This window comes from Streptomyces sp. NPDC056883 (assembly GCF_042788835.1).
Classification (GTDB): Bacteria; Actinomycetota; Actinomycetes; order Streptomycetales; family Streptomycetaceae; genus Streptomyces; species Streptomyces stoeckheimensis.
The window spans coordinates 1,104,347-1,118,758 of sequence record NZ_JBHUBS010000001.1; the positions used below are offsets into that span (position 1 = coordinate 1,104,347).

Annotated in this window: 11 protein-coding genes; 7 read left to right on the forward strand and 4 right to left on the reverse strand. The window is 68.7% G+C overall.

Annotated features, from left to right (window positions below):
- The first annotated feature begins 229 nt into the window (after positions 1-229).
- Positions 230-1,486 carry a PQQ-binding-like beta-propeller repeat protein gene (locus ACFRU2_RS05345; protein ID WP_382967754.1) on the forward strand — a complete coding sequence of 419 codons (1,257 nt, stop codon included), beginning with the start codon at positions 230-232 and terminating at the stop codon, positions 1,484-1,486.
- Between the two features lie 25 nt (positions 1,487-1,511).
- On the opposite strand, the gene ACFRU2_RS05350 is transcribed toward ACFRU2_RS05345, so the two are convergent.
- On the reverse strand, positions 1,512-2,792 hold the full coding sequence (locus tag ACFRU2_RS05350; protein ID WP_382967756.1) for a hypothetical protein: 1,281 nt from the start codon (positions 2,790-2,792) through the stop codon (positions 1,512-1,514).
- Positions 2,793-3,063: 271 nt separating this feature from the next.
- On the opposite strand from ACFRU2_RS05350, the gene tap reads away from it, so the two are divergent.
- From tap to ACFRU2_RS05380, 6 genes are all read left to right on the forward strand, one after another.
- A complete protein-coding gene (tap, locus tag ACFRU2_RS05355) occupies positions 3,064-5,337 on the forward strand; it encodes a telomere-associated protein Tap (protein ID WP_382967758.1) in 2,274 nt (757 codons plus the stop codon).
- A gap of 6 nt (positions 5,338-5,343) precedes the next feature.
- Complete coding sequence (gene tpg / locus ACFRU2_RS05360) at positions 5,344-5,898, forward strand: telomere-protecting terminal protein Tpg (RefSeq protein WP_382967760.1); 555 nt, start codon at positions 5,344-5,346, stop codon at positions 5,896-5,898.
- Positions 5,899-6,354: 456 nt separating this feature from the next.
- The gene (locus ACFRU2_RS05365) at positions 6,355-8,469 is read left to right on the forward strand and encodes a hypothetical protein (protein ID WP_382967762.1); all 2,115 of its coding nucleotides are present in this window, start codon (positions 6,355-6,357) and stop codon (positions 8,467-8,469) included.
- Entirely contained in the window at positions 8,466-8,942 is a 477-nt protein-coding gene (locus ACFRU2_RS05370) for a hypothetical protein (RefSeq protein WP_382967764.1), read from the forward strand. Before ACFRU2_RS05365 ends, ACFRU2_RS05370 begins: the two co-directional genes overlap by 4 nt.
- A gap of 89 nt (positions 8,943-9,031) precedes the next feature.
- The gene (locus ACFRU2_RS05375; RefSeq protein ID WP_382967765.1) at positions 9,032-10,150 is read left to right on the forward strand and encodes a hypothetical protein; all 1,119 of its coding nucleotides are present in this window, start codon (positions 9,032-9,034) and stop codon (positions 10,148-10,150) included.
- Between the two features lie 163 nt (positions 10,151-10,313).
- Positions 10,314-11,240 (forward strand): hypothetical protein, encoded by a 927-nt coding sequence (locus tag ACFRU2_RS05380; RefSeq protein WP_382967767.1) that lies wholly within the window; start codon positions 10,314-10,316, stop codon positions 11,238-11,240.
- Between the two features lie 396 nt (positions 11,241-11,636).
- Here ACFRU2_RS05380 and ACFRU2_RS05385 read toward each other — a convergent pair whose 3' ends face one another.
- The 3 genes from ACFRU2_RS05385 to ACFRU2_RS05395 form a co-directional block, all read right to left on the reverse strand.
- Positions 11,637-12,083, reverse strand: coding sequence for a hypothetical protein (locus ACFRU2_RS05385; protein ID WP_382967769.1), 447 nt, complete (start codon positions 12,081-12,083; stop codon positions 11,637-11,639).
- 189 nt (positions 12,084-12,272) lie between these two features.
- Positions 12,273-12,692, reverse strand: coding sequence for a hypothetical protein (locus tag ACFRU2_RS05390; RefSeq protein ID WP_382967771.1), 420 nt, complete (start codon positions 12,690-12,692; stop codon positions 12,273-12,275).
- The gene (locus tag ACFRU2_RS05395; protein WP_382967773.1) at positions 12,686-13,336 is read right to left on the reverse strand and encodes a replication/maintenance protein RepL; all 651 of its coding nucleotides are present in this window, start codon (positions 13,334-13,336) and stop codon (positions 12,686-12,688) included. The genes ACFRU2_RS05390 and ACFRU2_RS05395 overlap by 7 nt, the downstream gene beginning before the upstream one ends.
- Positions 13,337-14,412: the final 1,076 nt, after the last annotated feature.

Here is a 14,412-nt window from a genome sequence, read left to right on the forward strand (position 1 = left end):
GCCACTTCCGCATCCGGTGCTAGCACGTTTCACCGGCTCAAACTCGACCTCTGCCCGGCGCTGGGCCTGGTAGAGGCCTGATCTCCGGACACGCCCGAAAGCCGAGCCAGCTTTGCGGGAAACCACAGCCCCTTGATCAACCCGGCGAATATGGTTGGCCGAACCATTTGGTCAGACACGCGATCGGGGAGAAATGCCGTCTCAATGGGGTTCGAGAAGGTTCGTCGGCTTGACGCTGGGCGCCGTCGTAGCCAGCTCAGTGCTCACGGGCTGCGGAGGCGAGGACCTCAAGCAGCCCGCGAAGAACGGGAACCCGCAGGTCCACTCCCCCTCGCCAACCAGGCCCGCTCGCAGTGCCTTCGATCCGCCCCTGAAGTTCGACGGATCCGGGACGAGCCGGGTGGACCTGTCGGACGCGCGTCAGCCCAGCACCAGCAGCGGCGATGCGAGCCGGCCCGCGGTGACGCTGGCCGACGGAACCGCCTACGTCACTGCGGAGAGCGGCCTGAAGGCCATCGACACTGAGACCGGCGCCGCGAAGTGGGAGGCCGACACGAAGAACCCTCCCGAGCTGGGCGGCTTCGGCCACGAACGCACTGCTCCTCTGGTGAAAGCCTCTGAGGGAGTCACGACCGTACTCGCGGCGTTCGACCGGACGGTCAAGGCGCAGGGGACCACACCCTCCAGCCACGTCATCGAGGTGCTCGCCGTAGACGCCACTACGGGCAAATCCATCTGGACGGCCGAGTTCCAGCCGGTGTCGGGAGGGCCGGTCAGTCTCAGCGAGGTCCGGGCTCCGCAGGTCGTCGCCGTCGACAACGACAACGTCGTGGTGGTGGCCTCGAACGCGACATACGTGCTGAGCCGGCAGGACAGCAGCGTGCGCTGGAAGCAGCCCGGCTTCCGCGCCGCCGTCCTCGCAGATGGCGTGGTGGCAGGCTCCCAGTCCACCGACGTGATGCAGGGCCAGATTTCCGGCTTCGCGGTGGAGAGCGGGCAGCCGAGCTGGACGGCGCTGAAGGGCAAGGGCCCCCTACCCGTTTCCGCCGCAGGTCCCGGGATGCTGGCCACGAGCAGCGCCGCGAAGCTCACGATCTTCGACGCCGCCACGGGTGCCGTGCGGGCTACGGCCGACAACTCCGAGAAGCTCGGCGGGTCGTGGATCTGCCGATACGACGAGCAGTCCCTCGTGCTGTGCGCGCTCGAGACCGGTGGCGGGAGCACCAGCAGCATCGTCGTCTTCAACGCGTCGAGCATGCAGAAGCTGTGGCAGCTGCCCGACGGCTCCGGACGGCTGATCCCCCGGGTGACGGCCTTCTGGCACGGTGCCGCATACGGCAGAACCTCGAACGGATCCGTGGTCCTCGACGGCAAATCAGGGCAGGACCGCTCCGCAGATTCGGGGAGCGCGCCGTTCGAGGTCGACCAGTACGCGGGGCTCTCCCTTTCCAACGGAGAGGTGACGGTCCGGAGCGCGACCGGCTGAGCACAGGGCCGCCGCCGTCCGCTGTTCAGCGCCGGCGGCCGAACAGCCACCAGCCCCGTCGCGCGAGGCGGGGCACTGCAGTTGGCCGCGGCGGCACTGCAGGCCGGGGCGGCGGAAGCGGCGTTGCCGGAGCGGGGAGCTCAGGTGGGGCGAGTGCTGGTGCAGGTTCAGGTACGGCGGGAATTGGCGGGTCAGTCGGCTTCGGGTGGGCGGCAGGAGCCGCGACGGGATCGGCCGGTGCCGGCGGGATCGGCGGTCGAGCGGCCGGGGCGGGCGTGATGGGCGGGCGCGGTTCGCTCGACCGGGGCCTGGGGGAGGGCCCGGCAGCTCTCCCCAGTGAGGGCTTGGGTGTGGCGGCTGCTGTGCGGGCCTGACGAAGGGCGCGCTGGGCGAGGGAGAGCGGTGGAGGGCAGGCGGGCGCGCTGTTCCGGCCGGTGACGTTGTCGTAGGTCCAGTGGGCGAGCTGCCAGTGTTCTTCGGCGAAAAGCTGCAGCTCGGGCCTGCCCCGGCGCGGTGTCCATACCTTCCAGGTGCCGACGGCCAGGACATAGGTGCCGACGGTAAGCGGGGACAGAAGGCTGGGGTGCTGGGAGCGGATGCGTACGGTGAAGCCGCTCCCGTCCGCGAGACGCAGGACCGGCCTGTCCTGGCCGTCGTACTCAACCGTGGTGACGCGACCGTAGACGGCCACCGGGTGCTTCGGCTTCAGCCCGCCGGCCAGCCGCTCGTGGAGGCGGGCTTGATCGGCGGGCGCGGGTCCGTGGCAGAACTCGCTCCAGCTCACCGCCGCCTTCTCGCCACGGCGGCGCACCTTGAACTGGGCGACGACGTCGGCGTCGAAGCCGTGCTTCTGCAGGAAGCGGGCGATGACAACCGCACTGTTGATCAGCGGGGGCAGCAGGGGGTGCACCGTGGAGATGTCCACCCCGAAGGAGCCGCCGTTGCCGGTGGCGCCGGGGTCGGCGATGGGGGCCGTGGCGTCGATCTGGCCCATGTCGTCGGGCAGAGCCAGGTGAAGTTCATCGCCGTGGATGGTGGCTACGCCTTGGGAGCCGTGGGCGATCTTCTGGAGGACCTCGGTTGGGTTGAGGGGGCAGACGGCCTCGTGAAGCTGGTCTGCTGCGAGCCGGAAGAGTGCTCCCCGGGGAGCTCGGCCCACGGTGGTGCGCTGAGACACCACGCGCGTTCCGCAGAAAGGGCAGATCAGCGGAACTTTCTGGCTACGCCACCAGGGTTCGTCGTCGATCTCGCGGGCGAAGACCCTCTTGCCGATCGTGTCGTTCTGGTACAGGCGTGCCTTGTCCACAGCGTCCCCCTTGATCCGCAGGCCCAGAGGATCACGGATCCCCGGTACGTGGAAAGACGGTGTGTGGCCAACGAGCATGTCCCGCGCAAACAGACCGGCGCCGAAGCCGCAGCGAGTGTGTCAGCCCGAGCAACTGGTCGTTGAAGCATCGCTCTGGGTCTCTGACCTGCGAGAACTCTGACAGCACGACACCCCTGCGGCACACGGCGCTCCACCCCCTGAGTGATCCATTGCGCGATCCATTGCGCGATCCACGCGCGATTGAACTAAGATGTCGGTGGAGGTGACCCCTGTGTCCACGGATGAGAACGAGCTGTTCAGTGCGGTCGATGCGCTGTTGGAGCAGGTCGCACAGGACGTGCTGCCCGCCCCCGCAGAGCGCAGACGGCTCCGTGAGGCGGCGGGGCTGAGCCAGGATCAGATCGCCAAGGTGCTGCAGGCCCGCCGTGAGGCAGTGGGTAACTGGGAGGCCGGCCGGACCGAGCCGCGGCCGCCGAAGCGCGCCGCCTACGCCCGGCTCCTGGAGGGCCTGGCCGCACGTTTCCCCTCTTCGGCACTTGGCTCGTACGGGGACAGCGGATCGTCCGCGACACCGCCGGAACCGACCTCGGGTCAGGCCCTGGAGTCGCGCGCGATGGCGCCGGCGGCGCCGGCCGCCCACGTCCTGCCCCCTCCGAATCGGCCCGTTGCCGAGCCGCCGACGCTGGTCGTCCCGGCGGTGGAGGCCGCTCCGGACCATACGGAGGCCACCAGTCCCGGTCCTTCGTTGCAGCGGACGGCTCCGAAGACGGCCGCGAAGAGCATCTCCCCTTCCGTTGCAGCGGCCGCTGCCCCCGCCCCGCGGTTCGAGAACGGGCCGCTGGCGGTCTTGGACGTCACGGACGGGGATGTGTCGGCGTACTGCGTCAACGGCCTCGTTCTCGACGTCCCCGCCAAGTCCCTCCCGTCGCTCGTGGAATGGACGCTCACCCACTCGAAGCTCGGCGCACCCCGGCTGCACCCGCTCGGCAAGGACAGCGATCCGCTCGTCGTACTCACCGAGGCGGCCGCCGTCCGGTACGGGCTTCCCGCGAAGCTCAGCGATGCGGAGCGCCAGGCTGGCCGGCTGCCGGAAGGTCACAAGGTCCTCAAGCAACTGGCGAAGGCCGACTGGCAGCTCACCCAGCGTGGCTTCGGCCCGTGGGCACGGATCTACCGGCCTGCCGAGAGCGGGCAGCGGCGCTGCGTCCAGCTGTGCGTCGTCTCCTGGGACGCTCTCGATGTCCGAGAGTGGGGGGACCGGGACAAGGGCCTTCTGCCCACCACGCTGCCCGCGCCGGAGCTCGCGCGGATCCTCGGCACGTTCGCGACCCGGGTCCTCACCCCGCGTGGAACCACCGCCGTCACCGGCCTGGAACTGATGACCGCCCTGCGGCCGCCGTCGCGGCGCGCGCGGGACGAGGAGACCGGCGAGTTCCGTACCGACGCCGAGGGCAAGTTCGTACGCGAGCGGATTCCCAGCTCGCTTTCGGAGCGCATCCTGGACGCGGTGCCGTGCGAGGTGCCCGACGGCCACCCCCTCCTCGCCGACCTGCCCCGCTTCCACCAGAGGGGCCCGGCCGAGATGCTGATGGAGGAGACCTACGACTGGGGCCGGCCCCTGACCGACGAGGAGTGTCTCAAGAGCCATGTCGTCGGCATCGACGTGAACATGGCCTTCGCCGCCGCCGCCAACGGCACCATGGTCGGCCTCGGCGCCCCCATCCACGTGAAGACCCCGGCCTTCGACTCGAAGACGCCCGGATCGTGGCTCGTCGACCTCTCCCACGTGGAACTCGACCCCCGTCTGCCCAGCCCGTTCACCCGCACCGGCGAGCGCCCGGAAGGGCCGGCCTGGTACGCGACGCCGACCGTCGCCTACGCCACGAAACTCGGCTTCCCGGTGACGCCACTCGAAGCGCACCTGCGCCCGGACAGCGGCCGCTACCTGGACCCCTGGTACACCCGGCTGAAGGACGCCTACCTGGCCACGATGGCCGACCTCGGCGTCACCACCGACCTGGAGGGCCAGGCGTTCCTCGACGCGATGGCCGCCTCCAAGACCGTGGACCCGGAACTGACGATGGTGCTCCGCGCGATCAAGGCCACCGCGAAGGGCGGCATCGGCAAGCTCCGCGAGCGCCCCCGCGACACGAAGCCCGGCCAGCCGTGGCCGGCGCTGTCGAGGCCCACCTGGCGCCCCGACATCCGCGCCGCCGTCCTGTCGACGAGCCGGATCATCATGCACCGCAAGATCATGAAGATGGCCGCGCGCGGCCTGTACCCGGTCGCCATCAACTCGGACTGCATCGTCTACCCCTCCGACGGACCCAGCCCGCTCGACTTCCTGCCCGCCGCCCCCGGGCCAGGCGAGTTCCGCCTCGGCGTCACCCCAGGCCTGGTCAAGCACGAGGGCAGCCAGACCACCCTCTGGGCCGAGTCCCAGTACGAGCAGGACGGGCCGCACACCAATATCGCCCGGATCATCAAGAGCGGCGGCAACACCGCCACGGACGACGGGGAGTAGACCGCGATGGGCAAGCTCGGGGACAGCCTCGACCAGGCGGTGGCGAAGGCGTTCACACGCGCCGCGCCCAAGTCGGCGCAGGCGCAGATGAAGTACCTCGTCAAGCAGCTCAAGGGCACCAAGGCCGCAGCAGACGTCCTGGGCGTCTCCCAGCGCACCGTGGAGCGGTACATCGCCGGGAAGCTCAAGCGGCCCCGTGCGGAGCTCGCAGCCCGTCTCACGGGGGAGGTCCGCAAGCGGTGGCAGCCCCAGATCCGCGCCAAGGCCAAGAAGGCCGCCGCCACCAGCGGCGGTCTCGTCATCGAGACCCGCGCCCGGTTCGGCTACACCGCCGCCGCCGGCACCACCGACGACGGCCGCATGCGCCACCTCACCCAGGCGTTGCCCCCCGCCTACGCCGCCCGCCTCTTCGAGGCCCAGGAGCAAGGCGCCACCGAGCAGCAGCTCCTCGACATCGCCGCCGAGGGATTCCAGGAGATCTACTTCAAGGACCGCGGCCGCCGCGCAGGCGGCCTCCTCGTCGAGTTCACCGACGTCGACCACATCGACGTCCAGCTCTAGATCCCCGAAAACGGGAGGCGGTCTCGCCAGCCAGGACGGCGTTCAGGGCCTCGGGAAGGGCGCGATCAGGCACGCCGACGGACGAGATGGCTCCTGAAGTGCACTGCTTGAGCATCCGGGTGACGGTGCGTTACGCTTCCGCTGCCGACATGGAAGTTGCGTGTCGGCCGCGCACCGCTCCGGATATACGGAACTGCACGTGGCAGGGTTCGACCTGCTGCGTGAAGGGCGGCTGGCACCCGTCTCAACGGGAGTTCAGGTCAACATGACCTGGCTGACCAGCAGCTCGCCTAGTCCCGTGGAACGCCGGTCGGCACGGGACGTCCCGGACAAAGAGCCGGCGAGGGAACGTGACGGCGCTCGCTGCCCTTGCGACAGCGCGCAGTGGAATCCTCGGCACGGTTGCCAGGACAGCAGGTTGCTCCTGCGGCGCGTTGGTCCCTGAAAGGGCTCTACGTGAACTTCAACGACTTCGACGACCTCGACGACGGCAACCTGCCTCCCTCGCTGCGTCGGCCCAATCACGTGCCCGACCCGGTCTCCGTGACGCAGCTGCGCGGTCCCCGCAAGGCACTCCTCAACAACCCGGTGAACTCGCTGGACGACGACGCGGTCAGCGTGGTCACGGGCGGCGTGGTGGATCCGCACCGGCTGCGCCAGCTGGTCGAGGCGCACGGAGAGATGGCGGACTCCGGCCTCCTCCTCGCCAAGCCGGTCGTGGGCGGCACCCTCTACGTGATCCCGCCGCACTCGCGCTACCTGGACATGAACGTGCTGCCCGACTTCGTCAACCAGCGGTGGCTGCACCAGGTCCGCACCGCCATGGACGTCGACCCCTCCCCGAGGGGGACGGTCACCTACGACACCCTGGTTGACGAGGAGAGCGGACAGCCGCGCGCGATGTTCGTCGTCCGCGTCGCCGACCGCAAGGCCCTGGCCGCCGTGGTCGTCGACAGCATGCGCAAGACGTACGAGGCCCAGGGCCAGCAGAACATCTACACCGACAGCGTGCTGCAGCAGGGCGTCAAGGAGCCGCTGACCCTGTTCCTGGTGCGCGTCGTGTTCGACGACGGCACCTCGGAGACCTACCTCGTCACCGGCGACGGCAACAGCCGACTCGTGAGCATGTGGCTGGCCCGCACCGGAGGCGACATCGACGCCGCGGCGGCCGCCTGCACGGCCGCCGTGATCGGTCCCGTCGACCACCACGGACCGCGTCGGCCGGCCGATCACCGTTCCATCCGGACGATGGTGACGCAGATGGCCACGCGCGTCCGGAACGGTCTCGCCGAGCCGCTGCTCACCGAGGCGACCCGGCGGGAGGGACACACCATCACCTTCCCGGCCACCGTCGTAGTCGGCGCCCAGACGGAGGAGAACACGGCCCTGCCCGACCTGGTCGCTGCGCGCGACGACCTCCTGGCCAGCACCCACGTGCACGTCACCCCCTGGACCGACGGAGCCCAGCACACCCAGGGCATGCAGCGCGTCTACCGGCACGCGTCCGGGAACGGCCTGATCAAGGCAGCCGCCTACAAGGTGCTGCTCGGCCAGGTCGGCCCCGGGCAGATGCACGACCTGCTCCAGTTGCCGCCGCATCGGCTGTGGGCTTCGGCCCTCCACCAGCAGGTCGTGCTGGCCGGCTCGGCCACGCAGATGAACCTGATCATCAAGCAGGAATTCGGCATGGGCAAGGCCGACCGGCAGCGCATCAGCGCCCACATGGCGCCCATGGCCCTGTCTCCCTACCGGAGTTCTCCCAACATCGACCAGGCCGTCCGCACGTTCGGCAACGGCGGCACGATCACCGAGACGGTGTGGAAGAGCCCGTGGGAACTGACGACCGGCTTCGACCCGCTCAAGGTCCTCGACGACATCCTCGAGCGCGCCGAAGCCGGGGAGTCCGGCGCCATCGCTGAGCTGACCGTGTTGGGAGGCACTGCGGCGATCCTCGACGGCTACATCTCCCGCGACCGCGGTTCCAAGCTCGGGGCCACCCGTCAGAGCGGCAAGGCGCCGTTCCGTGCCGTGCCGAACAAGATGTTGCACATGCTTGCGTCCACCCTCGGTGGGCTGCGGATGCTCCACTCCATCGCGTACGCACACGTGGCGGCCGACCCCGCCATCCTGCCGAAGCAGTTCCACACCGCCAACCGCCACATCGACGGAGTTCTCGTCCGCGACGGCGACCCCCGCCGTGACAAGGCCGGCGCGATGGTGACCATCGTCTACGAGTGGGACCTCGTCTACGCCGCGGACCCGGTGGAGGCCGAGGCCGCCATTGCCGCCGAGAACCAGAAGCAGCGCGACGGCAGCGGCACCGGCGACGACGGCACCGCGGAGGACGTACGTCAGCGCCGGCTCCTGGACGGGGGCATCAAGAGCGCCGTAAAGGCCGCGAACACGCTGGCCAAGTTGAGCCAGATCCGCACCCGCGACGTCTTCGGTAGCTCCGAGGGCGTGCAGACCATGCGCGACCAGCTGAAGAAGATCGACGAGCTCCTCATCGCCTACGGCCCCCACCCGACCGGCCTGCTGGACCTGGACGACGACGAGGACGACGACGAGTGAGCCCCGCCGCGATCCCCCGGCAGATCCTCCGCCAGCTCACGCCCGTACTCCGGACGATGGCCCCGCTGCTCGACACCAGCGCCCTGGACCAGGGTGGCGGGCTCTCGACCCGCCTGACCTCCCGAGCCACGGCTGAAGCGGTCCGTCGCAGCATCAACGAGGCCAACGCGGTGTACATCGCCTGGGACGTCCGGTGCCGCTGCCGCTACGTCGGCAGCGTGGACCGCCAGGAACGGACAGCGGTGGGTGCTCGGCTCGCCGAGCACCACAAGCACCCGACGGAAGGCCGGGAGCGGCAGGCCGAATGGGCCCTGCTGACCGTTCTGCCGATCCGCTCCGATGCGACGCCGCAGATCGTTCGGGCTGCGGAAGGATGGGCTGCCCGCCTCCTCTCTCCGCAGGACGGGAACGCCCACCCGTGCATCGACCTGGCCGCGCCGCCTGCGGCGCTCGCCGCGTCCATGGGCACGTAGGTCGCCCAGCGGTCCGGTCCCGGCTTCACGCCGGGACCGGACCCCACGGAGCCGCTTCGGACACGCAGCAGATGGGGGATGATGCTGCGGTGAGCCTGGACCTGAGCAACTACGAACTCCTCTGGCCCCCGGCCCTATTCGTCTCCGAGGGAGAACGCCTCCTCAAGACAGCCGGCTCCTCCTGGGAAGAACGCGCAGAGTGGCTCATGACCGAGGCCCTGTCCGGGTCCACGGCCGTGGCGGACTTCGGTGAGCTTTCGGGTCACAACGACGACCCCTGGGCCACCACCGCCCCTGGATGGGGCAGCCGGTCCGTCGTGGTGACGAAGCACGACTGGTTCTCCGAGCTCATCAGCCGCGCCGCAGAGATCCGGCCGGCGGCCGCGCCCCGGCCCTACTGGCCGCAGCGGCAGGGACGCGGCATATCCGTCGACGGCAGCACCGCGCGAGACGCCCGCCGAGACTTCGCCAGAATCATCGGTGGCTTCGAGGACAACGGCTACCTCGTCGAGCATTTCGGCGAGGAATGCATCGACGACCCGAACGACATGCCCGACTGCTCCGCGCTGATCGAACGGCGCCTCGGCATTCCCGACCTGTGGCCCCTGGCCCCCGAGACCTGGGACGAGGACACCTTCTACGGTCTGATCGAAGTCCTCCACGACCTCGTCAGCCGCCCCCGAATGCGCCGCTTCCACCCCTACGGCAGCTGCGGCTGGCACCACTCAGAGTTCCACAACGGGCCGGCCCGCATCCTGTACCGAACGAAGGTCAACGAGCTACTGCGCACAGCTGGAACGGACTACGAGCTGGCCGCCGAGGGCGAGGACCTGGGCCGCCTGATCGCCATCACCGACGACGTCCGCAGCGCCCTGGTGCACCACACCCTCAACGACAGCCCGCCCGACATCACCGCCGACGTCCGGCACGCCATCGCCCTCTTCCGCAGCCGCGAGGCGTCGCCCGAGAGCAAGCGGTCGGCGATCTTCAACCTCGGCCGTGTCCTTGAGGAGCGCCGTGCCCTGATCAAGGAGCAGCTCGGGAAGGACGAAGGGGCCCTCTTTGAGATCGCCAACCGCTTCGACCTGCGCCATCGACGAGCCGATCAGCGCGCCGAATACGACGAGGCATTCCTCGACTGGATCTTCTGGTGGTACCTGGGCACGGTGGAGCTAACCAACCGCCTGATCGCGTCCCGGAACTCCTGAGGCCAAAGGCCGCGTCAACGACGCCTCGGAGCGCCTGCACGATCGAGGCGAGTTCCCGGGACGCTTGGCGCAGAGCTGGCTGGGGAGGGTGCTGTCGTGTAGTCGGTGCGTGAGAACGTGGTCGCACACCGACTGCACCCAGCTCAAGAGGGGGGACGCTACGTTGAACGAGAACACGAGCCGGCCGCCGGGCGCCAGCATCGTCACGACTCCTGAGCTGATCATCAGCCCAGACGTGCCGGACGACATGCGGAGGCTGCTGCTGGCCAGTGAGCCGAGGGTGCTTCGGAACCCCAAGGCGCACCGCGGCCGGAGCGCCTGGTGGGGTCTGCTCGCTCCAGCTCGGACCGACACCGCCATGGCCGCGGCCGGTTGGACCGGTCTGTGGCTGACGACCCCTCCAGCTTTCGAGCCGTTCTTGAGGGGGTCATTGATCATCGGCGCCGTCGTGGTCGTCGGCTGGGCTGCCAGCTCAGTCGTGCAGCGCAGGCACAACCACGCCCGACGCGATCGAATGCACGCCATACGCGATCAGTACATGCTCTGGGAAGGGCTGACCGAGGAGTGCCGCGCTCTCCTGTCCCGGGCAAGTACGGCGGCCAGCGCGGTCCTCAAGTCTGCGGTCAGCCAGCAAGGGCTGATCGACCGGCAGCGAAACGAGGTCTCGCTGCCGCTGCAGGAGTGGGAGATCGCTGAGTCCCTGCGGGAGTACAGCCGGCTCGTGAGGAGGGCACCGAAGGATGCTGACGGGGAGAAGGTCGTCACCGTCCTCGAAGCCCGGCGGCGGGCCCTGGACCTGAGCCTGGCCGGCATCGAAGGACGGGTCATCGCCCTGGAGGCATACGCCAGCCAAGTCGCGGAAGCGGATCTGCAGCTCAAAGAGCTGAAGCAGATTCAGCGGCTCACAGATGGCAGTGGAGACGTCCTCGACCTCCTTGCCCGTACCGCCCGCGACGGCCTCGCCATCGCCGAGATCGAAGGCCTGATCGGTGAAGCAGCAGCCGTCGCCGCGAGCTTCAGCGCTGCCCTCGAATCCGCCAAGCAGGCCGCCGTCATCGCCCTGCCGACCACTGCGCTGAAGACTGCCTGACCGGCAGGGGCACCGTCAGGGCGCCCTGGATCGGGGCGAGTTGGAGGCTTCTTGGACATCAGGAGTGCGCGCCGCCCAGGCGATAGATCCCCCCTCGGGCGCCGTCGCAATCCTGGCCTCCTGGGGGCCTGAGCGACGGACGCAGCACCGCAATGACTCATTTCATCGACAGAAGGCGACAAATATATTCGGGTCGGCGGTGGCCGGCACGTGACCTTGAGGTGCTCTTCGCAGACCTCGAAATCCGCAATATTGGACTTTAAGCCACTGGAATTCAACCCTGCTTATACACCTGAACCACAACCGCCTTCGTGGAGTCGGGCTGTGGTTTCCTTTCCACTTCCTTGGAGGCACTGGGCCGAGGAGCTCGCTGCCGATGCCGCAGCAGCCGCCCACTCAGTCCTTGCCCATGGCGTGCTCGAAGTAGGACCCAGGGCCGTATCCCGAGTCGTCATCCTCGTTGTACCCGTAGGCGACTGGAAGATGGTCGAGACTCACGCTGTCGTCCACGGGTGGCCCGGTCCGCCGGCGCGGAGTCCCGGGCGTCCTGGAGGCTGTCCTGCGCGGGGCCTCGGATGTCCTGGGGGTTGCGTCGGGGTCCACCGTGCACTCCACCCGCCAGCCGGCGCTAAGCAGCTCGTCCAAGACGTCCGCCAGAACCCGGTCGCTGCCGGTGCTGACGAAGTTGTCCGTGGCGCCCTGATTCGGGAAGGCGACCGTCACCACCTGGCCGTCAACGTTCGCGAGCTTGCCGTTCTGGCTGAGCAAGAGCCAGGAGAATCGGCGCCGCTGCCGCACAACTTCGAGAATCTCGGGCCAGCGCTCACGGAACTCTGTCGTCATGGCACGGACGTTAGGGCTCGCGGCATGCCTGGAGAACAGCTCTGAAGAAGTTCACCAGATCGGTGACCCGAGCAGGGTCCCGGCATCAGGTGAGCCGCCTGACATCCGGGCGGCTCCGTGATCGCACGCGAAAGCGGCGCCGCTCCCTCGGGATGAGGGCGAGGCGCCGCATCGGCCTGGGAGGCCGCCCTACCCGGCAGCTCGGACCGCCCGCAGGGGTACCTGGGGCTGACGCTTAGGCGGGGCCGTCTCGTACAAGGGAGCCGTGATTTCGGGCAGCTCGCCGGTGGCGATGCGCTCGGAGGCATCCTCGATCGCTTCCTCCAGTTCCTCCTGAGAGGCGTAGGAAGCGACGTAGGGGTGGAGGTAGTACGTGCGGTACTTGCGGTTCTCAGGCCTCAGGACCAGGTTCCGGCTCTCCAGCAGCGCCATCGCGGTGTTCGCGGAGTTGCGGGACAGGCCCACGCGGGCCCCCAGCTCGGCCTGAGAGGCGTTCACCTCACCGCCGGGCTCCTGGCGCTCGATGAGGACGCTCAGCAGCTCCATGGCGGCCTTGGTGAGGTCCAGCCGGTAGAGCATTCCGAAACCGGCACTCGCCTGGATCAGCATGCCTGCCCCTTCTTGTCGACACCCTCATCTTCCCCGCCTTCGGACCCGAGTTCCAGCTGCACGCTACGCGGCGCCGGCGGGGGCTTCACTTCAGGGAAGGCGCCTTCTGCTGCACCGTTGCGCAGTGCCTCCAGGACCTCCTGCTGGACGTCGCCGTTGCCCTCGAAGCCGAGGAGCGGGTTGACGAAGATCAAGCCGGTGTCGACGCGCTGGAGCATGTGCCACTCCTCCAGCCGCCCGAGCGCCCGGGTGACGTTCGACCGCTCCACGCCCAGCTTGTCCGCGATCTTCTTGTGCGTGGCCTTCAGCCACCCCTCGCGCTGGCGGCCGATGCACCACAGCAGGACCGCGGACTGGATCGGCGACATGCCGTGCTGGGCGATCAGGACGGCCAGCACGTCGGCGAGGAAGTCATTGGAGACCACGCTGTAGCCGGACTCGCCGTACATCTCGTGGGGCGCCCGGTACGTGTACCGGACCTTGACGTCCATCTGCTGCACCGGCCGCTTCCGGGTCGGCGGCTTGATGTTCTGCCCCAGCTTGGAGGACAGGGTCTCGCGGAAGGCGCTGTCACCTCCCGGTTGAACGGCGGCGATCCGGCCCTTGCTGCGGCCGGAGGCAGGGCGCTTTGGCTGGGGAGCCATCGACGGTCGTCCTGTTCCTCGATCTTGACGGTCGCGACGGACCCTAGCAGTTGTCCAACCACAGTTGGCAGATTTGTACATGCTGGCGTGTCGCTTTGGTGTCGCCACCGACACACCCTGCGGGGGAGTGCTTCCTCAAAACCAGCTCCCACCAGCTGCGATGCTTCGTTGTACAAGCTAGCTTGGCCAATCTGGGTGTCGGTGTGGCACCACGGACACATTTCTGCAGGTCAATGTGTCAGCGCCGACACATGCCATTGCGCGAAACTGCAGGTCAAGGCCTGTTTCGCGCAGTGGCCCTCTTTTCCCTAAGACGCACGCGCGCGCGAAGGGCGCGCCCAGGGCCTCGCGGGCGCGTAAGGAGCCGGCACCCTCTCCAGTCCCAAAGCTGGCCTTGGCGCCTGCGTCATCCACGGTCAGGAGTTCCGTGGGGCCGTGAAGGCCTCCAGGTGGCCTTTGTGGCGCCTCGCGCGGCGTCTGGGGTCTCGGGACCCACCCCTGTCCCCTGAAGCCCTCCGGGCCCGTTCTCCACCCTCCAGGCTCCAACCTTTCAGCGAACCCGAGTCTCGATATTCTGGACTGAATCATTCTGCTGCTTTTCTCATCTCACCCAATCTGCCGAATTGGTTAACTTTGGATCGACCGAAGCAGCCTGTTTGCTCGATCCGGCTGCCCTTTTTCATCAACCAGTCTTCGCGCTCTGTCAAGGTTGACCGCTGCATGTGCCTCAGTCCATAATCAATCCCTGCTCCAGTTTGACGCATTTTAGAATGAGCCCTTGACTCATCGAACGCCCCACATTCCCTCCCGCAACGCCCCGTCACCCCCTCTCCTCTTGCTGCCGGTTGTGGCGCACGCGCGGAGCGCGTGTGGTGGCTGGAGCGGAGCGGAGGCCACAGGGCGGCCGGAGGCCGGCCGCCGGGGCGCCGAAGGCGCTCCGGCTCCCCTGCTGTTGGCGGGGTCGCGGAGCGGCTCCGCCTAGCGGTGAGCGGAGCGAACCGCATCCGCTCGCGCGGAGCGCGAGCGTGGGAGGCGCGAAGCGCCCACCTTCCCTTGCCCAGGGCGGAGCCCTGGGG